The organism is Methanococcoides sp. DA23 (genome assembly GCF_057593895.1).
On record NZ_CM172520.1, the window covers coordinates 1,383,379 to 1,409,335 of the forward strand.

20 protein-coding genes are annotated in these 25,957 nt (G+C 40.4%); 9 read left to right on the forward strand and 11 right to left on the reverse strand.

Annotated elements, in window-relative coordinates; all coding sequences use genetic code 11:
- Window positions 1–183 precede the first annotated feature (183 nt).
- The 5 genes from AC20MK_RS06700 (at window position 184) to ribC (ending at window position 6,578) form a co-directional block, all read left to right on the forward strand.
- A complete protein-coding gene (locus AC20MK_RS06700; protein WP_487355102.1) occupies window positions 184–2,112 on the forward strand; it encodes an ATP-binding protein in 1,929 nt (642 codons plus the stop codon).
- Window positions 2,113–2,227: 115 nt separating this feature from the next.
- Window positions 2,228–4,156, forward strand: coding sequence for an ATP-binding protein (locus AC20MK_RS06705; RefSeq protein WP_487355103.1), 1,929 nt, complete (start codon window positions 2,228–2,230; stop codon window positions 4,154–4,156).
- Between the two features lie 68 nt (window positions 4,157–4,224).
- Window positions 4,225–4,782, forward strand: a complete 558-nt coding sequence (locus tag AC20MK_RS06710; protein WP_487355104.1) for a CBS domain-containing protein — start codon at window positions 4,225–4,227, stop codon at window positions 4,780–4,782.
- A 173-nt stretch (window positions 4,783–4,955) separates the two neighbouring features.
- Window positions 4,956–6,098, forward strand: coding sequence for a pyridoxal-phosphate-dependent aminotransferase family protein (locus AC20MK_RS06715; RefSeq protein WP_487355105.1), 1,143 nt, complete (start codon window positions 4,956–4,958; stop codon window positions 6,096–6,098).
- Between the two features lie 15 nt (window positions 6,099–6,113).
- Complete coding sequence (ribC, locus tag AC20MK_RS06720) at window positions 6,114–6,578, forward strand: riboflavin synthase (protein ID WP_487355106.1); 465 nt, start codon at window positions 6,114–6,116, stop codon at window positions 6,576–6,578.
- A 150-nt stretch (window positions 6,579–6,728) separates the two neighbouring features.
- Here ribC and AC20MK_RS06725 read toward each other — a convergent pair whose 3' ends face one another.
- Window positions 6,729–8,468, reverse strand: coding sequence for a nuclease-related domain-containing DEAD/DEAH box helicase (locus AC20MK_RS06725; protein ID WP_487355107.1), 1,740 nt, complete (start codon window positions 8,466–8,468; stop codon window positions 6,729–6,731).
- A gap of 384 nt (window positions 8,469–8,852) precedes the next feature.
- Between AC20MK_RS06725 and AC20MK_RS06730 the strand changes: the two genes are divergently transcribed.
- A complete protein-coding gene (locus AC20MK_RS06730; protein ID WP_487355108.1) occupies window positions 8,853–9,278 on the forward strand; it encodes a hypothetical protein in 426 nt (141 codons plus the stop codon).
- 259 nt (window positions 9,279–9,537) lie between these two features.
- Complete coding sequence (locus AC20MK_RS06735; RefSeq protein WP_487355109.1) at window positions 9,538–9,819, forward strand: DUF2769 domain-containing protein; 282 nt, start codon at window positions 9,538–9,540, stop codon at window positions 9,817–9,819.
- Window positions 9,820–9,844: 25 nt separating this feature from the next.
- Here the strand turns inward: AC20MK_RS06735 and AC20MK_RS06740 are convergent, their stop codons facing one another.
- The 3 genes from AC20MK_RS06740 to AC20MK_RS06750 all read right to left on the reverse strand — a co-directional run bounded on the left by AC20MK_RS06740 (window position 9,845) and on the right by AC20MK_RS06750 (window position 13,281).
- Window positions 9,845–10,024, reverse strand: coding sequence for a hypothetical protein (locus AC20MK_RS06740; RefSeq protein WP_487355110.1), 180 nt, complete (start codon window positions 10,022–10,024; stop codon window positions 9,845–9,847).
- A 179-nt stretch (window positions 10,025–10,203) separates the two neighbouring features.
- The gene (locus AC20MK_RS06745; RefSeq protein ID WP_487355111.1) at window positions 10,204–12,252 is read right to left on the reverse strand and encodes an ATP-binding protein; all 2,049 of its coding nucleotides are present in this window, start codon (window positions 12,250–12,252) and stop codon (window positions 10,204–10,206) included.
- 348 nt (window positions 12,253–12,600) lie between these two features.
- Window positions 12,601–13,281 carry a cohesin domain-containing protein gene (locus AC20MK_RS06750; protein WP_487355112.1) on the reverse strand — a complete coding sequence of 227 codons (681 nt, stop codon included), beginning with the start codon at window positions 13,279–13,281 and terminating at the stop codon, window positions 12,601–12,603.
- Between the two features lie 337 nt (window positions 13,282–13,618).
- Here AC20MK_RS06750 and AC20MK_RS06755 point away from each other — a divergent pair, with 337 nt between their 5' ends.
- Window positions 13,619–14,101 (forward strand): hypothetical protein, encoded by a 483-nt coding sequence (locus AC20MK_RS06755; protein ID WP_487355113.1) that lies wholly within the window; start codon window positions 13,619–13,621, stop codon window positions 14,099–14,101.
- A gap of 62 nt (window positions 14,102–14,163) precedes the next feature.
- Here the strand turns inward: AC20MK_RS06755 and AC20MK_RS06760 are convergent, their stop codons facing one another.
- The 3 genes from AC20MK_RS06760 to AC20MK_RS06770 form a co-directional block, all read right to left on the reverse strand.
- Complete coding sequence (locus AC20MK_RS06760) at window positions 14,164–15,894, reverse strand: NosD domain-containing protein (protein WP_487355114.1); 1,731 nt, start codon at window positions 15,892–15,894, stop codon at window positions 14,164–14,166.
- A 451-nt stretch (window positions 15,895–16,345) separates the two neighbouring features.
- On the reverse strand, window positions 16,346–17,962 hold the full coding sequence (locus tag AC20MK_RS06765) for a NosD domain-containing protein (protein WP_487355115.1): 1,617 nt from the start codon (window positions 17,960–17,962) through the stop codon (window positions 16,346–16,348).
- A 413-nt stretch (window positions 17,963–18,375) separates the two neighbouring features.
- Window positions 18,376–18,807, reverse strand: a complete 432-nt coding sequence (locus AC20MK_RS06770) for a VOC family protein (protein WP_487355116.1) — start codon at window positions 18,805–18,807, stop codon at window positions 18,376–18,378.
- Between the two features lie 481 nt (window positions 18,808–19,288).
- Here AC20MK_RS06770 and AC20MK_RS06775 point away from each other — a divergent pair, with 481 nt between their 5' ends.
- Window positions 19,289–19,456 (forward strand): hypothetical protein, encoded by a 168-nt coding sequence (locus AC20MK_RS06775; protein ID WP_487355117.1) that lies wholly within the window; start codon window positions 19,289–19,291, stop codon window positions 19,454–19,456.
- A 148-nt stretch (window positions 19,457–19,604) separates the two neighbouring features.
- Here AC20MK_RS06775 and AC20MK_RS06780 read toward each other — a convergent pair whose 3' ends face one another.
- Genes AC20MK_RS06780 through AC20MK_RS06795 form a run of 4 tightly spaced genes read right to left on the reverse strand, consistent with a single transcriptional unit; the run spans window position 19,605 to window position 25,926 of the window.
- Window positions 19,605–21,587 (reverse strand): amylo-alpha-1,6-glucosidase, encoded by a 1,983-nt coding sequence (locus AC20MK_RS06780; RefSeq protein WP_487355118.1) that lies wholly within the window; start codon window positions 21,585–21,587, stop codon window positions 19,605–19,607.
- Between the two features lie 44 nt (window positions 21,588–21,631).
- Window positions 21,632–23,575 carry a glycoside hydrolase family 15 protein gene (locus AC20MK_RS06785; RefSeq protein WP_487355119.1) on the reverse strand — a complete coding sequence of 648 codons (1,944 nt, stop codon included), beginning with the start codon at window positions 23,573–23,575 and terminating at the stop codon, window positions 21,632–21,634.
- A 21-nt stretch (window positions 23,576–23,596) separates the two neighbouring features.
- A complete protein-coding gene (locus AC20MK_RS06790) occupies window positions 23,597–24,799 on the reverse strand; it encodes a glycoside hydrolase family 57 protein (protein WP_487355120.1) in 1,203 nt (400 codons plus the stop codon).
- Complete coding sequence (locus tag AC20MK_RS06795; RefSeq protein ID WP_487355121.1) at window positions 24,796–25,926, reverse strand: glycoside hydrolase family 57 protein; 1,131 nt, start codon at window positions 25,924–25,926, stop codon at window positions 24,796–24,798. Before AC20MK_RS06795 ends, AC20MK_RS06790 begins: the two co-directional genes overlap by 4 nt.
- Window positions 25,927–25,957 lie beyond the last annotated feature (31 nt).

Genomic DNA, 25,957 nt, shown 5'->3' on the forward strand with positions numbered 1-25,957 from the left:
TTTTTGATATCAAAACACATTTATATTACCAAATCGATTTTATAAAGCACAAAATAATAGCCTCCCAATTATGCACTAATTGATCTTGAGTTACCCTGACTTCTCGGATACTTGAACATGCCCTACAAAGCAAATACCCGATGGATATTATTCACAGCAATTGTCCTGATACTCTTATTTTCAATGACAGCGCCAGTTAATGCAAGAGAAGTGAAAGTTGCACTGTATCAGTATGAACCAATGATATTCACTGATGAGAATGGTAATGCTGCCGGAATAACTGTTGATCTTCTCAATGACATGGCCAAGCAGAATGACTGGGAGCTCGAATACGTAGAGTGTACATGGGCAGAAGCACTTGAATTCCTTGAAAACGGTGAGGTCGATATTGTCACCAATATTGCGTATACTGAAGAAAGGGATGCAGTATTCAATTTTACAACAGAACCCGCACATGTCTACTGGAGTCAGGTCTATGTAACTCCAGAGCTCGAAGTAAATTCCATACTTGACCTTTCAGGCAAAACGATAGTAGGAAATGAAGAGGACTTTAGTTTTAATTATTTTAAAGAAAGGATGGAAAAATATAGGGTACAAGCTAACTATATTGAAGTCGCTGAGACCATCACGATCCTGGAATATATCGATAGCGGGAAAGCAGATGCAGGAATAATCCCCTATACTTTTGGTAATTATTACAGTAGCGGTTATCATGTGAAAGTAACCCCAATAGAAACAGAACCTTTTGGACAGTATTTTGCAGTTGCGGATGGAAACAATATCGACCTGCTCAATGATATGAATTCATATTTAGCATTGAAAGGAGCAACTTCACAGGAAGTACCTCAACCAAATGAAGATCTTATTAAAGAGTTACTCCCATATTTGGCCATCGTAGTATGGGTGTTCTCTCTTCTGATCATACTAAATTTAGTACTTAAGGATCAGGTCAAAAGAAAAACAGATGAGCTTACAGCGAAGAACGTGCTTCTTGAAGGCTATATAGAAGAGAAGAAAAGAAGCGAAGAGAAATATTCCACCATTGTTGAAAAAGGAAATGATGGTATTATTATTATTCAGGACTATCTGCTCAAGTTCGTAAATCCAAAGTTTGGCGAGATCACTGGCTACACAAAAGAGGAAGCAATAGGATTACCACTTTTGGATTTTATCTCTGAAGATTACAAGGAATTGGTACTGGATAGGTACGAAAGGAGAATAAAAAACGATCCGACTATTCCGTACAGATACGAATTAGATTTTTTATCTAAGGATGGCAAGAAGATCTCGGTTGAGCTAACTGCCTCTTATATTGAATACGATGGGAAGCCTGCGGATATGGCTATCATAAGAGACATCACTGAGAGAAAGAAAGCTGAAGATGTCCTTCAGGAAAAGATCAAGGCAGAGGCCATGAACCTTGAGAAGAGTAAGTTCCTTGCCAATATGAGCCATGAATTAAGAACTCCTCTTAACGCTGTAATCGGATTCTCTGAAATGTTACTGCTGGGAACTTTCGGAACCCTCAATGATAAACAAAAAAAGTATGCGAACAACATCAATTCAAGCGGAAAACACTTGCTGGATGTTATCAACGATATTCTTGACCTTTCAAAGATCGAAGCTGGAAGGATGGTACTGCATCCCAAAGAGTTCGACGTATCTTCTACGATAGAGGAAGTGAACATGTTGGTCGCACCCATGGCCGAAAAAAAGAGGATCGAGATATCTACCGATATTGCAGACAATACCATTGTTGTTGAGGCTGACAAGACCAAGTTCAAACAGATACTCTACAATCTGTTGAGCAATTCAGTAAAGTTCACGCCAAATAACGGAACTGTTGTCGTATCTGCGAACATAAAGGATGAATTGCTCTATGTTAGTGTAAAGGATTCGGGAATGGGAATTGCCAAAGAAGATATTGGAACTATCTTTAGTCCGTTCCAGCAACTCGAAGAAATGAATACAAAGGTCCAGCAGGGAACAGGACTTGGCCTTACACTTGTGAAACGTTTTGTGGAAATGCATGGTGGCGAGATCTGGGTCGACAGTGATGTTGGAAAAGGAAGTACTTTTACGTTCACAATTCCCCTCATTATAGCATCCTGATCATGCACTTATTGATATTGACTTTCGTTGGATCATCGGATACTTGAACATGGACTGCAAAGCAAATACCCGATGGATATTATTCATTGCAATTGTCTTGATACTCTTATTTTCAATGACAAACCCAGTTAATGCAAGAGAAGTGAAAGTTGCATTATATCAGTATGAACCAATGATATTCACTGATGAGAATGGTAATGCTGCCGGGATAACTATTGATCTTCTCAATGACATGGCCAAGCAGAATGACTGGGAGATCGAATACATAGAGTGCACCTGGGCAGAAGCACTTGAATTCCTTGAAAAAGGTGAGGTAGATATTGTCACCAATATTGCTTATACTGAAGAAAGGGATGATGTATTCAATTTCACAACAGAGCCTTCATATGTCTACTGGAGCCAGGTCTATGTAACTCCAGAGATCGAAGTAAATTCCATACTTGACCTTTCAGGCAAAACCATCGTAGGAAATAAAGATGACTTCGGTTTTAATCATTTCAAAGGATATATGGAAAGATATAGGATTGAGGCTAATTATATCGAAGTTGCTGAGTATATTACAATCCTGGAATATATCGATAGCGGAAAAGCTGATGCAGGAGTAATTGACTATACTTTTGGTAATTATTACAGTAATAAATATGATGTGAAAGCAACACCTATAGAAACAGAACCTGTTGGACAGTATTTTGCAGTTACGGATGGGAACAATATCGACCTGCTCAATGATATGAATTCATATTTAGAATTGGTAGGAACTCCTCCACAGGAATTACCAAAACAAAAAGAAGATATTTTTAAATTGATCCTACCATATTTGACCATCGGATTATGGGTTATCGCTCTTCTGATCATACTAAATTTAGTACTTAAGGATCAGGTCAAAAGAAAAACAGATGAACTTACGGCGAAGAACCTTCTTCTTGAAAACTATATTGAAGAAAAGAAGAGAAGCGATGAGAAATATACCACCCTTGTTGAAAAGGGAAATGACGGGATAGTCATTCTTCAAGATGGTCTAATAAAGTATGCAAACCAAAAAATGGCAAATATCACGGGGTTTTCTATCAAGGATGAAATCGAAAAACCATTTATTGATTTCATTCCACCCGAATACAAAGAATTGGTACAAGAAAGGTATATGAAGAGATTGAGTGGTGAAGATGTCCCCACTAATTATGAGATAGAGATAATCTCAAAGGATGGGAGGAGAATTCCAGTGGACATAGGTCCATCTGCTATCGAATACGAGGGGCGTTCGGCAGACATGGCAATTATAAGGGATATTACTGAGTACAAAAAAGCTGAAACGGTCATGCAGGAAAAACTCGAGGCAGAAGCTGCAAACCGCGCAAAAAGTGAGTTCCTTGCCAATATGAGCCATGAGCTAAGAACGCCCCTTAACGCTGTGATCGGATTCTCTGAAATGTTACTGCTGGGAACTTTTGGGACCCTCAATGATAAACAAAAAAAGTATGCGAAAAACATCAATTCAAGCGGAAAACACTTGCTGGATGTTATCAACGATATTCTTGACCTTTCAAAGATCGAAGCTGGAAGGATGGGACTGCATCCCAAAGAGTTCGACGTATCTTCTACGATAGAGGAAGTGAACATGTTGGTCGCACCCATGGCCGAAAAAAAGAGGATCGAGATATCTACCGATATTGCAGACAATACCATTGTTGTTAAGGCTGACAAGACCAAGTTCAAACAGATACTCTACAATCTGTTGAGCAATTCAGTAAAGTTCACGCCAAATAACGGAAATGTTGTCGTATCTGCGAACATAAAGGATGAATTGCTCTATGTTAGTGTAAAGGATTCGGGAATGGGAATTGCCAAAGAAGATATTGGAACTATCTTTAGTCCGTTCCAGCAACTCGAAGAAATGAATACAAAGGTCCAGCAGGGAACAGGACTTGGCCTTACACTTGTGAAACGTTTTGTGGAAATGCATGGTGGCGAGATCTGGGTCGAGAGTGAAGTTGGAAAAGGAAGTACTTTTACTTTCACAATACCGTTGAAAAGCAACATTGAATGATCAAGTAATATTTTTAGATTGTTGACGGGTCAAATTCCTTAAATACTATAATTACTATCAGTAATATTATGCAACTTCCAACACCTGAGAGGCTACGACAGAAAAGGCTCGAACTGAACCTTACACAAAGCGAACTTGCAAAGCGTGCCGGTGTCAGTCAACCTCTTATTGCCCGTATTGAAGCAGGTGATGTCGACCCGAGGTTATCGACACTCAGGAAGATATTTACTGCCTTTGAGGAAGTAGAGAAGGAGAAAGTGCTGGCAAGGGATATCATGCACACGCTTGTTATTTTTGTATCTTCCGATGATTCGGTAGAATCCGCTGTGCATCTGATGGAAGAGAATGGCTTTTCCCAGGTTCCGGTCATCGATCAGGGTGTTCCATTGGGCAGTATTTCCGAGGACACTATTATTAAGGTCATGACAGAGAGAAAAGCATCGGATATTTCCCAGATGAGGGTCAGGGATATCATGGGCGATACCTTCCCAACAGTTTCACCTACCACTGAACTTAATGAAGTATCCCATCTGCTTGAGAGAAATCCGGCGGTCCTTGTGGTCGAGAAAGGGGTTACCACGGGATTCGTTACAAAACATGATGTGATCAAGCTGTTGCATGGCTAAAACGGACTTGCAGGCATTTGTTTGCCAAACCCATGCCACTATTCTTTTTTGCTGACTACAATTATATAGTAGATTTACATAAGGTAGCTCAATTATTTATTATTTATAGCGGCTATTCATAGAAATAGACACTAATAGGATCAATTATTTATTGAATTTACAGGAGATATTACATGGACCTTGAAGACACACTACTTATGATGCCTGGCCCTGTTCCTGTTGCACCTCGCGTGCTCAGGGCAATGTCAAGACCTATGATCAATCATAGGGGCAAGGAATTTTCCGCAATGTTCGATGACTGTACCACAATGCTGAAAGAGATCTTCCAGACCGAGAACGATCTTTTGACCATCAGCGGTTCAGGAACAGCTTCCATGGAAGCAGCTCTTGGATGCACCATCGATAAAGATGACAAGGTCGTCACTATCGAGAATGGTAAGTTCGGGGAGAGGTTCAAGGATATCGCAGCCCGATACGGACAGGTAGTTCCTGTCGAGTGCGAATGGGGAACCTCCGTTGACCTCGATGTTGTAGAGGAGAAGCTTTCCGAGGGTGCCAAGGCCGTTACCATGGTACACAACGAGACCTCAGCAGGTATACGCAATCCAGCTCCTGAAGTTGGTAAGCTTGCAAAGAAGTACGATGCATTGTTCATCATGGACGGCGTGACCTCCATCGGTGGAGATGATGTGAAAGTGGATGACTGGGGCGTTGATATCGCTGTTGTCGGTTCACAGAAGTGCATCGCTGCACCACCAGGCCTTTCCATGCTTTCAGTAAGCGAACGTGCTTTTGAAGCTATGAACAAGGAGAATCTGCCATACTATCTTGACCTTAAGGCATACCAGAAGAGTGCAGCCAAGTCACAGACCCCATATACACCTGCTGTGCCTCTGTTCTTCGGTCTTCAGGAAGCTTTGAAGATCGTTATGGAAGAAGGCATGGATGCAAGGATAAAGAGGCAGGCAACAGGCGCTGCTGCTGTCCGTGCAGCTATGGATGCAATGGGCATCGAGATGTTCCCACAGCTTAACGCAACCAGTGCTTATTCCAGTACAGTTTCCGCAATGAAGGCACCTGAGGGTGTTGACAGCAACGATATAAAGAAGGGAATGATGGACAAGGGCATCATTATCGCAGGCGGTCAGAACAGACTCAGCGGCAAGATCTTCAGGATAGGCAGTATGGGCAATGTTGCTCCAAAGGACCTCATGATGACCATCCAGCACCTTGAACTTGTTTTCAAGAAACTCAATGTCGTTGATGAGATGGGGGCAGGTACCGAGGCTGCTGCCAAAGTATTTGACACACTATAAACCATAGTATAATACATGAAAACTATAGGCGTTGCCGATACGACCTTTGCACGTTTCAATATGGGACGTGCAGCCGTCGACGAGATCCAGCAGAACGTATCCGCTAAGATCAAGCGGATAACCGTTCCCGGTGTCAAGGACCTCCCCGTAGCATCCAAGAAGCTCATCGAAGAAGAAGGATGCGACATAGTAATAGCTCTGGGAATGCCCGGCTCCAAGGAACAGGACAAGATCTGTGCCCACGAAGCCTCCACCGGCATCATCCAGGCCCAACTCATGACGAACACCCACATTATCGAAGTGTTCGTACATGAGGACGAGGGAAAGGACGAAAAGGAACTCGCATTCCTCATGGAAATGCGCTCCCGCGAACACGCCTTAAATGTCGTCAACATGTTGTTCCACCCTGAAAAACTTGTCAAGCAGGCCGGTACTGGTCAGAGACAAGGGTTTGAGGATGTTGGGACATTGAGGCATTAAGGTAGTTTTTTTATTCTTTTTTTTGGATTTGTTGAAGAAGAGAGAAATCTCTTGATATGGTTGATAAGCCTTTTACGCTTAATGCTATATGAGATCGTTTGGATAAGTGGGAAGGATGTTGAATATAATCTACCTTTAAGGCATAGAAAATCAATTCCCTACATTGAATGATTCGGTATTAGGCCAGTTTTGACCATATTCATTATATTTGCTGACAAGGTTTATAACTATCAAATTTTCCATAGTTCTTGATATTGCTGTGTATATTTGATGTGGTTTGTTTAATGTTACAACGACTATAATATTTTTTAGTTCCCATCCTTTGAAGCTATGGATTGTGCTCATTTTAGTGCGAGAATCCCCCATCCAGAATGAGTTCTTGTGACGATTATTAAAATCATGGTTTACATTAATATTTTTATTTTCAAATATTTCAACCATTTCTTTTCCCATTTTTTTTTCTTGGAAAAGCACGGCAATATCAGTTGGATGTTGACAAATTTCACTAAATAAGTATTTATATGCAGCTTCAATTTGGTCTTTTGCTTCATCATCATTTTTGCAAGATATCCACTTTAATATAGGATCAAATTCAAATAATTTGGTTTGAGTGGGTATTGGATGTAGCTCAATATTTGATAGATACATTTTTGAAAAACGATTAGCTTCTTCAGCAATCAACTTGGGAAGACGAATACATTTGGATAATTTTCCCCATGGTCCAGTAAAACCTTTTTTTGTCCCTATATTGTCAGTCCACCTTAAATCACGCTTATAAATGTTCTGTGCTTCATCACAAACTAACAAAAACTCTTTTCGGCCCTTAAGGAATAGTCTTAATAATTCAATCCATTCGGCTTTAAAGTCTTGAGCTTCATCAATCAAAATTGCATCATATTTGTATTCTTCAATATTTTCTCCATTTTCAACAAATTTATTAAGTGCTTTGTTGACAAAAGGAACAATATTCTCTAAATAATATGTTTTATCATTTTCTTTATATGGTTTAGGATATTCCAATTCATTCAAAACATCATTGCAAAATCCATGAAAATGATTATAAACAATCTGTTTATTCTCAAAATCAAAAGGTGTTCTTTTAACCATATCATGCATATAGTGCACTAATGTTTTGTTATATGATACAATGAGGACTTTATGTCCATTTGCTGCCAAAGCTGCAGCTCTGTGTGCTACGACTAATGTTTTACCACTTCCAGCCACCCCTTTTAAACGATGTGAGCCAGGCTTAGGTTTGGCATGATTCTTTTGCTCACTATTGAGAGTAATAGTCTCACCCTGTTCTTTAGAATGAAATGGTGGTTGAAGCCATGTCTTAATATGCTTAACAGTTTCAGAGTCCATTAAATTGTGGCGTTTATTGATAGCATAATAAATAAAATCATTTAGTTTTTTGGTATGAAGCCCATCACTGCCAACTAATGTCTCATTGCTCCAAGCCTTTGGAAAAAATTTATCAACGGAATTCTGCGATCCTTTATGAAAGTAAGTAATTTTACGTATTAGTTTATTATCCTTTTTGACTTTTGATTCTAACTTAGGAATAAGAATATTCAATTTATCGTAATAGTGTCTAGCTTGATTGACTGGATTTGGTACAGGATGATTCCCATTTTTTTTTACATATAACGTACCATTTTCAAAATAATACTTTTCAAGAATCAAATCTTTGACTTCAATAATAATTAAACCAAATTGCTGGCTTAATAAAACAATATCTGGCCTAGTACCATTTAAAAAGGGTTGAACATAAATTTTCCATTCATCAGATAGATTTGAATGCAGATATTCTGCAATATGACGTTCCCCTTCAGTAAGTTCGTTGTGGAATTTATTGATATCTTCCCACTCTGGATATATATTTGCCAAATTTATCCACCCCATCATTAAATAAACTCATATATACTTATAACTTACTAAATTTTGACAAAATTCATAAAATTTATTTAAAAAATTGTTTGAAAAATCTTAAAATCAAGGGTTTATTATCTAAAAATTATACATCTATTAAAACAATGTTTCATTACAAATTTTGAACTTTAAAGGACGTAGCGTACAAAAAAATAGAGTTATCTATATCCCTAACTTAATGTGTGAGAGATAAGATTCGAACCTTAACAAAGTACAAATGTTCATAATCTGGACAATACATATCTAATTAACACATAAATACTCAATTAAATCTACAAACTTATAATATTAATTTCCAAATAAAAGAATAACTTTTTATCACTGAAGCTCAAAATTACTAATGTGATCCCGAAACTTTATTTGTATTCCTTTGGTGTCTGGGTGCTGTTCATCATACCTGCCATATTGAATGGTATATCGATAGAGCTTTATGCACCCTATACAGGTGAACTTCTTGCCCACCAGATAAGTTCGGTGATCTTGTGCACGGTCATATTTGCAGTCACCTATGTTTTCCTGAAACATTCAAGTGTTTCGGGGACATCCAGGCAGTTCGTTTATGTTGGGCTGATGTGGCTGCGCCTGACAGTATCCTTTGAATTCCTCTTCGGACACTTTGTCATAGGTTACTCCTGGCAGCGGCTGTTATATGATTACAATATCATCGAGGGGCGCATCTGGTTGCTTGTGCTGATCGTAACTGCGACATCCCCCTGGCTTGCCAACAGGATACTGTCCCAGGGTCAGGCAGGAGTCTGGGATCGCTGATGTTTGTGTTGTCAGGCACTAATACAGGACATTAATTCTAGCTTTTTGGGCTCTGTAGAAAACCTATGGTTAGATTCGAACCACAGAGTTGACAGAGAATGGGAACGGGAACTAGAACTGATGCCTCCTCTGTGGCTGGCTTTCTCAAAATCCAAAAAGGCTAAATAGTAACACTGTACATTTTATAAATATACGACATGTGACATACATAGTCGTTTTTTAGAAAATGATGTAATTTACATCAAATAAGGGTGGTACAATGGGAAATGTAGAGAAAAGTAAAGATAATCTAAGTAAGTGCATGTGTATGAAATGTCCAAGTTATACGTTTGCATGCAAGGCAAAGGCTATGCCAAGTAATATGATGCACATGATGAAAGGTGATGTTTCAGAAGCTGAACATATGGAAGGACTATTTTGTGCTTTTGGAAAAAGTAAATGTATTACCGAGAAACAAGGATGCGTCTGCGGGGACTGCAAGGTATATACTGAAAATGAACTTTCAGATTCGTATTATTGTCTTGAAATGAATGGAAAATAATTGATGAGGGTGTATTTTAACACCTTCATATCAACAGGATCGATATGATCGAATATTGGTTCATGTTCCCGGTGGGCGTTCTAATCTCTATGATCGCAATGGCTGCAGGAATCGGAGGTGCCGTATTCTTCAGCCCTTTCTTTTTTCTGGTGTCATATTGGGTGCCCAGCTTGGAGTTCGTGCATCTCAGCTTATTTCTCATCAAAATAAGAAGGTCTTTTTATCGCTGATCATTTTGATCGTTTCAATACTTACTTTTATACAGGTTTTGCATCGATAAAAGAGAAAATCGATAGCAACAGAGGAGTTTAGTAATATTACTTATGTTAATATTCAGGTGCTATATAGCCTTTAATAATATCACTAATACTCCTGAATAATATTTTATTGCACTTTGCTCGCCATAGGAATTGTAAATGTGAAGATACTGCCTTTTCCAACTTCGGATTCGACCCAGATCTCACCACCATGCATTTCAACAAATTTCTTGATAAGGGCAAGGCCAAGACCGGTACCCCCATACTTTCTGGTACTTGAAGAGTCCGCCTGAAAGAAAGGGTTGAACAGTTTATCCTGATCCTCTGGTGAAATGCCAATTCCACTATCCTTTACAGAAATATGCACAAGGTCCTCTGAGATCTTTCCTCCAATTGTCACTGACCCTCCTTGATCCGTGAACTTAATGGCATTGCTCAGCAGATTGTATAGTATCTGCTTGAACTTGGTCTTGTCAGCTTCAACAACAATAGTATTGTCTGCAATATCGGTAGATATCTCTATCCTCTTTTTTTCGGCCATGGGTGCGACCAACATGTTCACTTCCTCTATTGCAGAAGACACGTTGAATTCTTCAGGATGTAATTCCATCTTTCCAGCTTCGATCTTTGAAAGGTCAAGGATATCGTTGATAACATCCAGCAAGTGTTTTCCGCTTGAATTGATATTGTTCGCATATTTTGTTTGTTTATCATTGAGCGTTCCGAAAGTTCCCAGCATTAGCATTTCAGAGAATCCGATTACAGCGTTAAGAGGAGTTCTTAATTCATGGGTCATATTTGCAATAAATTCGTCCTTGGATCTGTTGGCAGCTTCTGCAACAAGTTTTGCATTGAACATTGCATCCTCTGCTTTCTTGCGAACGGTAATATCCTGAACTGTGCCAGCCATTCGAATAGCATGACCGGTTTCGTTAAACGTAACTTCGCCCTGCTCATGAACAATACGTTCTGAGCCATCGGGCAAAAGGATGCGGTGGTCAATACCATACGGTTTGTTTTCATATATTGCCTTATTTACATGTTCCAGAACAAACATTCTGTCATCAGGATGGATGGATCTTATATACGCCTTATAAGTAGCCCTGGATTCCAGGGGTTCCAGCCCAAAGATGTGATAGACCTCATCTGACCAGTGCAGCTCATTGTTGACGATGTCCCAATCCCAATTTCCAACATGGGAAATACGCTGTGCATTGCCCAAACTAGCCTCACTCTTACGCAGGGCTTCTTCCATCCGCTTGCGTTCCATTGATAGGCCATAGAGATCAGCAATTCTTTTGATCACATAAAGTTCCCGTTCTGTATAACCTGTTTCAGAATTGGCAAGTGCGATCTGTCCAAATAGTTCGTCCCGTACCACAGCCGGAGCACTGAGGAAATTGTTGAGTACGATATGCCCTTTTGGTATTCCACCGGATCTTTCATGAGTCCGAGGAGAATTGGTATAAAAGGCCTTTTTCGTGTTCAACGCATGCCCCCAGAGACTGGGATAAACTCCAGCCTCACCTATCGGGAAAGCAATCCGTTTGTTTTCCAGAGAGACTTGACACACTTCCATCATCTCGGTAAGGCTATGTGCAACATTGGAACCTGTTTCAGGGTCAATGGTAGAAACAAATCCATGTTTACTCATAGTGAGATCCATGGCGAGATCCATAACCAGCTTCGTAATATTCTCTACTGTCTCTTTAGGATCGATCAATGCATTCGATAACTCCGCCAATACTTTGTTGGCAGTGGACTCCCATTTGAGCTCCTCCTCTGCCTCCTTACGCTCAGTGATGTCTGTGAAGAAACCTACATTGCATTCTCTTCCATTTATCAGGATATTGGTTGTGTTAATATCTGCATATAGCGTTGTTCCGTCTTTTCGCAAACATGGTCTGGATGACGATAAGGTTTTCTCCCCTCGTGCCTGGTCCTCAAATTCAGAGATCGCAGATTGCAGATCATTTTTCTGATGAATGTCAAATAAACTTTTTTGCAGCAATTCTTCTTCCGTATAACCCAACATTTTGCACATAGCTGGATTGGCAAACAGAAATTCTTTTGTTTCAATATCTGCAACAAGTATCCCCTCGGCAGTACCTTCAAACAACGCTTTGTATATCTCTTCACTCTCCAGTAGTCCCTTCTCGATAGATAGATCGCTCATCAAAGTCCCCCACAATTGCCCTTATCCATATCTCCGACTTGCTGTGCGTTGAAGATCACAATCTTCAAAAAGTCATAAAGGAGTCGATCAAGAGTAGAAGAAACAGGAACTCTTGATCTAATAGATAGGTTGTTGTCGTTCAGATATAGCCCAATCCCGTTATAATCGGCATCGGATGCGTAAAATGTACTGAGGCATCAAAATGGACAACGGCTTTAAAATTGTACAAAAGCTTTTGGAGGGTATAAAAATAATGTGGATGACATGTCATGGCATCAGTTTCAGGATAAGGGGGCTTCTGCGAATTGCTGTACATAGGATGGGGGATAACACCCCCTCAACTAGTTCTTAACAATAAGGCTCACATGAACGATACATATCTATCAGTTCACTGAGTTCTGCAATAGATATTGTCCCGGGTCTACGGTAGTCATCGATTGCCGCACTCACTTCACCAATATCGATCATATAGTCCTTATTTTCATCGTATGGATTGTATGTAACTACAGGGGCTTCGTTAAGATTCAAAGTCGTATTTTTGATCACGAAATCTATGGGGTTTCCTGCTGGGTCACTTATGATCACGTTTTTCAGATAAATTGTTGATGTGCTTGCAGCCTGCTCTTTAACACTCATTGTAATGCTTACAAATGACCCGGGTTCTAGGATGCTTGGAGAACCCATTATCAAACCGTAAACGTTTGAAAGGATCCCTGCATTGTTGTCTATGTTTCCGTCGTTGAAAAATGTTGCAGCTCCATCCTGACTTAAGAATCTGCCTTCAGATACGCTTTCTACCTGCATCTTTGAGCTGTCAAATTCGAGATCGAACTGTAGTCCTGTAATTGCAACATCCGGAGTTATAAAAACATCCACGGTGAAGCTTTCACCACTTGTGGCCATTTGAGTTGATGGTTCAAGTGTTACGCCTGCTGCAGTTGAATTGAAACAGCCAAAAACAAACAGAAGTAAAAATATAGTTATTATTGTAATGAGTTTGATAGGTAGGGCCTCCTTATTATAGAGCATGAGGATTTATACCCATATATAATTATTCAACCATGTCTATAATAATATAATATATATTATAAACAAATCAATTTGGTACTTCTTAATAGAGAATTTATACAAGAGTTAAAAGAATCTACTTTATTTGATATATTAGAGCTAAAATTATTACTTGAAAAATAACCAAACTATTCCATAAAATAATATATTGAAAGTTTACCGTAAACTTTCTACTTTGCTGAATTAAAACTGAAAACTTACATTATTAATTTTTAAATAAAAGAATGAGTTTTTATCACTGAAGCTTAAAATTACTAATTATATACCGAAACTTTATTAGTATTCCTTTGGTATCTGGGTGCTGTTCATCATACCTGCCATATTAACTGGTATATCAATAGAGCTTTATCCACCTTATACCGGTGAACTTCTTGCCCACCAGATAAGTTCGGTGATCTTATGCACGGTCATATTTGCAGTCATCCATGTTTCCCTGAAACATTCAGGTATTTCGGGGACATCCAGGCAGTTCATTTTTGTTGGGCTGATGTGGCTGCGGCTGACAGTATCCTTTGAATTCCTCTTCGGGCATTTTGTCATAGGTTACTCCTGGCAGCGCCTGCTCTATGATCATAATGTCTTCGAAGGACGTATCTGGTTACTTGTGTTAGTTGTAACAGCGATATCTACTGGCTTGCCAACAGGATACTTGGGGTTCCAACGGACAGGGGATCACAGTGAGATATACGAGAAGTATGGATTGAAGGAATTGAAGGTTAATTTACCAATTGTTAATTTATCAGTAAATAAAAGAGAAGGAATAGTAGATCGATATGTGTGAAGGTGTTAAACCCAAGATGCTTGAAAAAATATTAGATGGGGGATAATTCCCTCAACTAATTCTTAACAATAAGGCTCACCTGAACGATACATATCGATCAGTTCATTGATATCTGCAATAGATGTTGGTCCTTGTGTACGGTAGTCATCAATTGCCGCATTCACTTCACCAATATCGATCACATAGTCCTCATTTATATCGTACGGATTGTATGCATCTAAACACAACGGCAGGTAGTCGATGTTATCCATATCCAATTCATATTTACTTAAGGGTAAATCGCAGAAACCATCACGATCCATATCTACATTGATCTGGCTGAAACCTGTGCCATCCGGTTTAGCCCAGTAGTTTCCACCCAGATAGGGGCCGCCAATGATGTTCGTGCCTGCGGTCTTTGTGGTGTTCCAGATATTGCTTGTGTTACCCCAGGTACTAGTAAAACCAACGTTTTCAGAGTTGTTGAAGTAGTTGTTGTAGATAAAATTGTTGTAGGCCCTATTCAGATCGATACCATGCCTGGTATTGTTCGACACAGTGTTGCAGGTCAGCATGTTGTAGCTGCTGGCATCATTTAGATGGATGCCATGCCAGGTATTGTTCGACACCGTGTTGTTGGTTAGCGTGTTGTAGTCGGAAAATTGCACCAGATTGATACCAGTCCCGATATTGTTCGATGCCGTGTTGCTGGTCAGCGTATTGTTGTCACTGGCATCATATAGAGTAATGCCAGATCCGAGATTGTTCGACGCCGTATTACTGGTCAGCGTGTTGTTGTAGGAAAATTCCAGTCTGATACCAGTCCCGATATTTTCCGATACCGTGTTGTTGGTCAACATGTTGTAACTGGAAAAAATCAAATTGATCCCGCCGACGGTATTATTCGATATTGTGTTGCTGGTCAGGTTGTTGTTGTGAGAAGAAAGCAGAACGACACCTTCCTGGGTATTGCTCGATGCCGTGTTGCTGATTAGCGTATTTTTGGTGCTGAACCTATCCAGAATGATGCCATTGCCATTACCAGACGCTTTGTTGTTGATCAAAATGTTGTTGGTGGAATAATCCATAACGATGCCTTGGCCATTACCCGACGCTGTGTTGTTAGTCAAAGTAATGTTGGTGGAATTATCCATAGCGATGCCTTGGCCATTACCCGATGCTGTGTTGCTGATCAAACTGATGTTGGTGGAATCATCTATAACGATACCTTGGCCATTACCTAACGCTGTGTTGTTAGTCAAAGTGGTGTTGGTGGAATAATCCATAACGATGCCATAGGAATTACCCGAAGCCGTGTTGCTGATCAGTGTGTTGTTGCTGCTGGAATGACCTAGATAGATGCCATAGGAATTACCCGAAGCCGTGTTGCTGATCAGTGTGTTATTGTTGCTTGAAGGATCCAGAAAGATACCATAGGCATTGTTCGACACTTTGTTGTTAATAACAATGCAATCTTCAATTTCATGAAGATAGATTCCATAAGCAGAGCCTGGGCCGATCACATTGAATCCGTGGATGGTCACTCCGTCACCAGTAACATCGAAGATATAGTCACTGAAAGATGCAGCCGTGACATGCGTGACGGCAGAGCCGCCTGTTGACGTGATGTTTAGTTGCTTGTTCACGTCCACATTCTCATTGTATGTTCCTGGATAGACAAGGATGATGTCGCCATCAACTGTCGCATTTACTGCAGCCTGTATCGATGTGAAATCTGCTACTGGTCCAGTGCTGTTGTTCACTGTGAATGTGCTTGCTGATGCAGTTCCCATGGTCATTAATACTAAAGCCATTCCAAAACAAATTATCAAACTTTGTTTGATTCTCATTATTTACCCCACTAAATAATTAAGAAGATATTTTTAAAATTTAGATTGTATTTAAAAATTGTTCTCAAAGTATTAATAATTTATTTGGAAACTGGATTAGCAATAACTGTTGCGAATTTTAAGCACAAATCATATTTATTTTACACAAAAATTCCAGTTAAGGACGCACCTGTTTAATTGTATTTGTTGTAACAGCGACATCCACTGTGCCAACAGGTACTTGGAATTACAAATGACCGGGGATTACAATGATATCTACGAGATGTATGGATCGAAGGAATAGAAGGTTAATTTACCAATTATTAATTAATCAGTAAATTAATGAGCAAAAATAGTAGATCGATATGTTACAAAGGTATAAGGCCCAAGATGCCTGAAAAAATATTAGATGGGGGATAATTCCCTCAACTAATTCTTAACAATAGGGCTCACCTGAACGATACATATCTATCAGTTCACTGAGTTCTGCAATAGATGTTGTTCCCTGTGTACGGTAGTCATCGATTGCTGCACTTACTTCACCAATATCGATCACATAGTCCTTATTTATATCGTACGGATTGAATGCAACTAAACACAACGGCAAGTAGTCAATGTCATTCATATCCAATTCATATTTACTTAAAGGTGAATCGCAGAAACCATCACAATTCATATCAACATTTATCTGGCTGAAACCTGTACCATTCAGTTTTGCCCAGTAGTTTCCACCAAGATAGGGACCACCTACAATATTTGTACCTGCGGTCTTTGTGGAATTCCAGATATTGCCTGTGTTGCTCCTGGAAAAATCAGTGTTAACAAAGTTGTTGAAATAATTGTTGTAGATGAGATTATTGCTAGAACCTCGCAGAAGAATGCCGTAGTAGGTATTGTTCGATACTGTGTTGCTGATCAGCGTATTGTTGCTGGAAACATATAGATCAATGCCAATACCATTGTTGTACGAAGCCGTGTTGCTGGTCAACGTGTTGTTGTAGGAATATTCCAGTCTGATACCATGCCCGATATTGCTCAATACCTTGTTTCTAATAATCATGTTGTTGCTGGAATCATCAAGATTGATCCCGCCTAAGGTATTATTCGATATTGTGTTGTTAGCCAAACTGTTGTTGCTGGAATAATCCATAACGATGCCGTAGTAGGTATTGTTTGACACCTTGTTGTTGATCAGTGTGTTGTTACTGGAAGACCACAGAGTGATACCATTGGAATTATCCGACGCTGTGTTGCTAGTCAAAGTGTTGTTGCTGGAATAATCAAGATCCATACCTTGGCCGTTATCCGACGCTGTGTTGTTAGTCAAAGTGTTGTTGCTGCTGGAATAATCCAGAGCGATGCCATGGGAATTTCCCGATGCCGTGTTGCTGATAAGTGTGTTGTTGCTGCTGGAATCATACAGATAGATGCCAAGGGAATTTCCCGATGCCTTGTTGCTGATGAGTGTGTTGTTGCTGCTGGAACGACCCAGATAGATGCCAAGGGAATTACCTGATACCGTATTGCTGATCAGCGTATTGTTGCTGCTGGAACGATACAGATAGATGCCACGGGAATTTCCCGATGCCGTGTTGCTGATAAGTGTGTTGTTGCTGGAACGATACAGAAAGATGCCATAGGGATTGTTCGACACTTTGTTGTTAATAACAATGCAATTTTCAGTTTCATTGAGATAGATTCCATGAGCAGAACCCGCTCCGATCACATAGAACCCGCTAATGGTCACTCCGTCACCAGTAATATCGAAGACATAGTCACTGGAAGATACGGCCGTGACATGCGTGACGGCAGAGCCGCCTATTGATGTGATGTTTAGTTGCTTGTTCACGTCCACGTTCTCAATATATGTTCCCGGATAGACAAGGATAATGTCGCCATCGAGTGCAGCATCCACGGCAGCTTGTATCGATGTGAAATTTGCTACTGGTCCGGTGCTGTTGTTCACTGTAAATATGCTTGCTGATGCAGTTCCCATGGTCATTAATACTAAAGCTATTACAAAACAAAATATTATACTTTGTTTAATTAACATTTAAATCCCCCACCAAAATTGTTAAACTTTATCATGAAATTTTATACAGTTTGATGTTTGTACTACAAGGAATTATAGTTAATGGTAATCAAAATTTCTAAAAAATGTTACTAATTCGAGAGCCATAAAAATCGAAATGAATAATAAAATAACTTCATTATTTAGATTATTAACTTTTCAAAAGATCAGCGTACAAAAAAATAGACTTGCCTATATAGCCGACTTTCTGTGCTAGGTACAATATCCGAACATCAGGCTTTAACAAAATGAAATTCAGCATTTTACTAGTCGATTATTAGTTTTCTACAAATTTATCCTCTGCAACCATTGCATATTCATAGGACATGGGCAATAGTTTCTAAAAGTTGCTGTGACTAGTGGTCTACATAATATGTGTAGGATCGGGTGCGGAATTATTCACGAGGCTTAGCTTCACCAACTTCTATCAAGTAGCCGTCTGGGTCTACCATATAGCAACGATATTCAGCACTGTGATCTTTGGGCTCTGTTATAAACTCAGCACCGAGTTCCTTTCGTGATTCATAAAAATCTTGAAGATCAGCCACTCGAACATTTAAGAACGCACTCAATATATCATGGTTTTGCTTCACAGCGACGGTAGTATTAGGCTTGTCGTCCGTCGGCTCTCCGCCACCAAAATTGAGTATGATCCAACTATTTGCCACTTTGATGATACATGGGGTACCATCGGCACTTGGCTCCATTACCACCTTACCGTCGAAAATTTTCTTGTACCATTCGCACGAAGCTTTAACATCACTCACTATCACCGTATGTGTGAGCACAAACCCCTCATACGGTGCCGGAAAATCATTGTCTACCATATCTACCACCTGTAATTGTTGTAAGTTCAGTGTGTATTGACGAGCAGTTGAGCATTGAACTATTTATCGATTTGAGCTGTGATGCTAAATGCTCGTTTTTTCACGCACAATTTATTTAGGAGTTGGGAACTTATTAAGTTTTTTGATTTTAAGGGGTGTATATATAGAACTGTATAAATTGGAGATATTATATAGCATTGTAAATAAATTGAGCACACTTTATTCAATTTGTATATATTTTCAATTTACTATACAGTTTAGAAAAACACACTTTCAATCTAATAAAACGGAATGCTAAGCTAGATTTCACTTTACCTATAGCTCCAACTTACTGTGCGAGGGCATAGGTAATTTGAAAAATATGAATTATACAAATAATTCTTTACTCCGAAACCTTAATAAATGATTAATCATTATAGATGTGTGCAATGATTAATCGTGATAGATAATCACTGCCCATAAAATTAGGAGGAAATAAGAAATGGAAACATACTACGCAGGCACTACAATGGATGATGAAGACAGTATCCTTGAATGGACAAACAGAGGACTTAAGATCGATGGTAACGGAGCTTTCATTGCTACCCTTACAGTATCCATTGCCCTGATGGCCTTCCTCAGACTCTCATCTTATGCTAACCTCTTCTAAATAAAGGAGCCTTCCGTAAAACCGGGAACTCCTTTATTTGTCAGCTTTTTACTTATCACCATTTTACAGATTTCTGATCAAAGGTAACTATCAATTCTGCCTTTTTAGCCTTGAAGCTTATTTTTCGAGTTACTTTTCCCAACCAGTGTTAACTTTGAACATTCACATCTTCGACATAAGCCCGTAATATCTCAGCAACGCTCCATGCTTGGGAAATGCATCCATCCGGCCTGTGTGGAAGATCACCATCAAATATCTCGGAAATAGTTCCTATCCCAGCCTCATCAAGATGAGATCCAAGATCGAGCAACAATTGTCTGCAGTATTCCAGGCTTGAGGGGGATCTGTCGTGCACCTTTGTATATGCAGTAACGAATGGTCCGAGTAGCCAGGGCCAGACCGTGCCATTATGATATGCACGGTCCCGGGAATCCCTGTCACCCCTATATCTTCCCATATACTGCCCATCAGCCGGTGATAAGGTCCTCAGACCATAAGGAGTTAAGAGTTCTTCACCTACCCTTTCAACGATCATTTTCTCCTTGTCAGGATCAAGCATCGTATATGGCAATGATACTGCAAATATCTGGTTCGGCCTGATGGATGCATCTTTACTGACAGACATGTCCTCATTTACAGAGACGCAGTCATAAAGGCACTTCTCCGTCGGATTCCAGAAAGTATCAACGAAGTTGCTTTTTGTCAATTGAGAAATCTCAAGATACCGCTTTGTGTCCACACCTATCAATTCCCCCAGCCAGCTGGCAATACAGAGAGAATTGTACCACAAAGCATTGATCTCACAGGTTTTTCCGGCCCTGGGTGTAATCTCCCGATCCCCTATCTTCACATCCATCCAGGTAAGCTGACCTTCATGCTCAATGAGTCCATCCTCATCCATACGGATCCCGTATAGGGTTCCTTCGATGTAATTATGGATAATTGACACAACCGTATCCCACATCTTCTTAACAAATTCGACATCCTTGGTATAGGAATAGTATCGCCCAAGAGAATGTATGAACCATAGGGAAGCATCAACTGTATTATAGTCAGGAGGAGAAAAACCGTCATCTGAAAAACGGTTTGGTATAAGGCCTTCTGAGCAGTATTCCGAAAAGGTGGTCAGAATATCTTTTGCATCATCGAATCTTCCTGTCACAAGAGTAAGTCCCGGAAGCGATATCATCGCATCCCGTCCCCAATCAGCAAACCAATGATAACCTGCAAGGATGGTTTTTGAACCGGTAGAGTTGCGTTGCACAATGAAAGAGTCTGCAGCATTGACGAGCTTCTTTGCGAGATCATCGGTCAGATCGCAGCAGTCATGCAGATACCTTTGCCTTGAAAGTTCCCTTTCATATTCAGAATTAACAAGTTCAAGATCAATATCCATATTTTCTGAAATACCGGTCGAAGCTACAACATAAATTTCACTTACATTATCCCGAATATGTCTTCCAAAATGGCCAGGGTTATAGAGATCTTCCTGATAAGCTTCCCCCCGTTCCCTTTCACTGTCATACTCTAAATTATAATACCAGTGGGGTTCCTTACCATATTGCATATTGGACCGCAGTTGCAGAACACCATCACCAGTTCTCAGCTGAACTCCTGTAGCATCATATACTTCACTAAAACTGATATCATCTGCCCTTTTAAGCTGGTGGAAATCCCTGTTGGTCACAAGAGGCAATATACGGAAAACGATATCCTCATTATCAGGATTTAATAGCTCATACCTGACAACTGTCGTGTTCTGTCCATGGATCATGAATACTTTCTTTATCAGCTTAATGTTCCCGATACTATACTCAAAGGTCGGTAAAGGAGAAGCGGAAAATCGATCGAGATATTTGAAACCTGAAGGATACACTGTATCAGGATACCTATGGTTTGCAAGGCGATAGACCTCATTTCCGACAATGAGCTCTTCATCAAGAGAAGAAAGCAGCACCCTTCGGTCGACCGGAGGATTTGTAGAAGCGACCAGGAGACCATGGTATTTTCTGGAATTCTCACCAATGATGGTAGATGATGCATATCCCCCGATACCGTTCGTGATAAGCCATTCACGGGAAATAGCGGATGTATGATCGAATTCACCATTATATGTTGTATATGAGTACATCCGAATTACACCTTAAGATATATTCAGTTCGAACCATATCCCTTTCACGCTTCTTTTAATTCGTTCAGAAGCAGAGCATTCTCTATAAATAGTGCACAACTCCAGCCTAAAGGTCTGGCCCATGCAGCTTGCCCGGTGTTCTTATCCACCTGCTCGGACAAAAGACCGGTGCTGGTAGTGCTTCTAATTGTCCATTTAATGTATTCAATTGCCTTATTCACCAGCAGGTCATACTCATCGTCCTTTTTCTCCAGTGATATAGCAAGAGCGAGCAAGGCCCGGGAGAGCCATAATGTTGTCACCACCCACGGATTACCATCTATATAATTGTCATTCTCATAACGTTTGATCCCAAAATAGCCATTGACAGGAACCCTGAGAACCCTCTCGATATGCTCTACCATTGAGAGTATCATGGCCTTTTCATCAGGGTCGTTCGGTGAAAGAAGAGCAAAAGGAATGAAAGTCCCTATCATGCTCGAATCTACGGTCCTGTGGATATTGTTTTCAATAATGCCCCGGGAAAAATAACCTTCCTCAAGCCACAGTTTCTCAATGGTCTCCCTCCTGACAATGTCAGCCCTATCGAACCATTTTTCTGCAAATATAGGTTCACCATTGTCCCTGGCCAGATGAGCAGCACCTTTCAGACCGGCATAGATAGCAGCATTCGTATAGCTGAATATGCCTTTATCGGATTCCCACAGGCACCTGCAGGGATCATGAAGACCTTTGGAGGTCCTTCCCATGAGATATTCTGCGCCCCTAAGCACCGTTTCCCACATGGTATTAAGAAATTCAGATCTTTCAACCACTTCCAGTTTTAGGTAATATTGATCGATCGCATAAAGCGTTGAACCGGTCTCATCGATCTGGGTCGAATCATCAAAATTTCCCCAGGAAGGAGCTTCCTTTCCATCAAGCCAGTACCTCTGGAACCACGAACCATTAGGAAGTTGTGTTCTTTTGCACCATTCAAAGAACTTTGCCGCAAATTCAGTATAGCCGGCATTCAACAGAGCAAGAACGACTTCTACAGTATCCCTGTTCCAACAGAAACCATACCCACCACACATCTCAAAAGCAGGGTCGAACTCCGGAGAAGCTACAAATGACCCCTTATCAGGGTCATTCAGTAAGTTCAGAGAAAGTAATGAACGAACGTATAGACTATTCACCTCTTTTTTGAAAAGGGGATCATCATCCAGTACGTGTAATTCTAAATATAGCTTTTTTGATAACCATCGAACCGAGCGATCCTCATATCCATGAATTATGTTCTCAGGGGACTGTTCCATAACATCAGCAAGCAGGTTGTATATCAACTGTCTTTCTGAAGAGATACCGATGAACAGTGTGACGGTTGTACTTTCACCAGGCAAGAGGTCAATTTCCCATCCGATCGAACTGTCCAGATTCCCGATCTCTTCAACATTTCGCTGGAGATAACCATCCTCCATATCACTTCTGGCACTTGCCACCCATCCGTTCTCCTGAATCTTGCCAACCTGCCATTCCTCAAATTTCGGAGCACTTGACAGACCAATGTAGAAGTTCTGCATGTATTGAACAAGCATACCGGCATCCGGGTCACAAAAAGCAGAGTTTCTTCGATGGGTCTCTCCTGCCTGAAAATTAGAATAATAATAGAATTTGCCACTGATATGCTCTTTTGATGTGATCTCATACTTCCGTACAAGGACCGGCATATCCTGATGCATAAAGTCATGAATTGATACTTCGATACCGGAAAAATGGGACAGATGGGTTGTGACTACATTCGTATCATCCACATATTCCTGTTTAGAGGTCCATTCTGGAGAATCCGTCCATAATAACTTCCCACCTGTGTAAATGCAGGCTTTGGACTCACCAATGTGTTGAGCCCAATCCCGCCTTGGGTAAAAATATCCCAGTATATTGCCCTTCTCACCCATTGATACAAGCAGTTTATCATTGCCGAGTATAGCATTTGGATGCCTGATCAAATATATCCCTCCTTTCAAGGATCATTCTTTGTTCATTTCAGCCAGTTTCCTGAAAACACAGGTTTTGAAATCCAACAATGCTGCAATGAAATTTATGGCCGCATCATAGGGTGATGTATGGATACTGAAATATGAATGTACATCTCCATCCCCTAACCATTTTGTACTCATGTAGTAATAATGGTCAGATGTAAGAAGATGCCTCCATATATTGATGAGCTTGGGATCATTCGTTCTTTTCACATAGGGTCCAAGCCGTTTTGCCTCTTCGAAGCATCTACGCTGCATGTCGTTACCAAGCCATGCACTTGTATCCCTCTCCATATCTGCCCATGAGATAGTATTAAAGTCCCCGACATCTACCTCTCCCACAGGTTCATACTTCTCGACTATCTCAGAAGGAGTATTGAACTCAATACCGTTGTTGAGAACCTCACCAGGTAAGGCCCTGAGGAAATCAAAGATACCGGAGTCGGACCATTGATGTTCACCAAAGGTCTCGTAATCCATGAAGATGTTCATACAATCTCCTTGTTCTGTGGCCGCCCAGTATGCCCACTTGTCAGCAGTTAATGGATACTCTTCCCACCATCTCGCAGAGAAACGATAACCTATGTCATCACTCATCTTATAGTTCCTGAGAAGAACAGGTAGACCACAGTCCTTGGCTTTGTATACATAATTAGGGGATCGGGAATCCAACAGCTGATCAACCCCTTCTGTGAGTATTGCTTTGTAACCCATGGATGAAACGGTTTCCGCAACACTGTTATTGTAAAGGAGTTCCGTGTTCCTGAAAACCTGTGGTTTTACACCAAGCAGGTCTGAAGTAAGCTCATGATGTTCCAGGATCTGTTCCCGAAACTCGTTCTTATCATCGAAAAGACCTGCAAGGGAATGATAATTGGTCTCATCGATAAATTCCACCCGTTTTGAGTCTGCAAGTTGGGTGAAAACGTCAAGTACATCAGGATTCCATTTTTCACACTGGCTTAGAAGAGTGCCGGTTATTGAAACACTGAACTTGAAATTGCCTTCATGCTGGTCAACGAGCTCTGCCAGAAGGGTCGTGGCTGGAAGATAGCACTTACGAGCAACCTTCTCGAAGATATTCCTGTTTATTGCAACATCGAAATACCTTTCAAACCCTTTAGAATCATCCGGCCAGAACCACTTCAAACGATACGGCTGATGGAGTTGGAAGTACATACATACGGATTTCATACCTTCACCTCCAGTATTGCGCGTTTAAAGTCCGAAAGTGCGGAGAAGATATTGACTGCCTTTTCATAACCGAGATTCTGGTTATCAGACCCCATCTCCAGCAATATTTCACTTTGCTGCAAGTATCGATAGATACAGTTCAGTTTATCATATTCAGGAGCACCTTTTTTGGACTGGAGGATCTCACCGATACTTATCAGTTCATGCAGGTACAGGTGCTGCGGGTGATTACCCATCAGATTATGCATCCCATAGCGAGAAGTGGATTTGTTCATGATAGATGGAAGTTCCTTTGTCTTAAAGTTCTTCAAAGCTTCTTCAGGTGTTATCATGGAAATTCCATATTTCTCAAAACTTGCCGGAAGGTCGATGAGGAATTGAAGTATATCGCTTCTGTTATGCTGATGGGAAAGGATAGAACTGTATTTGAAATGTAATGTGGTAACATCGCCTTCCATGTTGGCTATCCATGAAGCAAATTTATCAGCTATCAAAGGATAACTTATCCATTTCTGATCTGAAAAGCGGATCTCTATATCCTCACTTAAGGGTATGTGACGTAACAGCGTGGGTATATGATTATCATAAACATGGTTTGGATCATTCCCATACAATAGATTCTCCGAACCTTCTGAAATGAGGCACTTGAACTTCATCTCCTTAAGGAGAGCACTTAGTTCCTTTGTAAGTATCAGTTCAGTATTTATGAAGGTACGGGGATTGGTATTGAAGGTTTCCTTGATCTTATCCCGATGCATTGAGACCTGTTCTTTAAATTCCTTATTATCAGGAAAAAGAGATGATATGGAATGATAATAGGTTGATGCTGAAAACCCGGCACCCCTGTCTTTTAGCTCCTGAAATGATTCTACTACAGCAGGATTCCATTTACATTGGTCTAAAAATATACCGGAGATATCAAAGGTATATTTTGCGCCGTTATCTATGGAATCAAGCAAAGCTTCATTCGTACGAATTATCTCCGGGACACTTTTTTCTAAAGCAGAGTACATTTTGGACTGATCAAAATATGTTTCGAATTCCGGAGAGCGATAGCCCTCCGATGGCCAGTACCATTTTAGCACACAAGGAAGATGTACTTCTGAACAGATGCAAACCGACTGCATTCCCAAACCTCCTATTTTATTATATTATTGA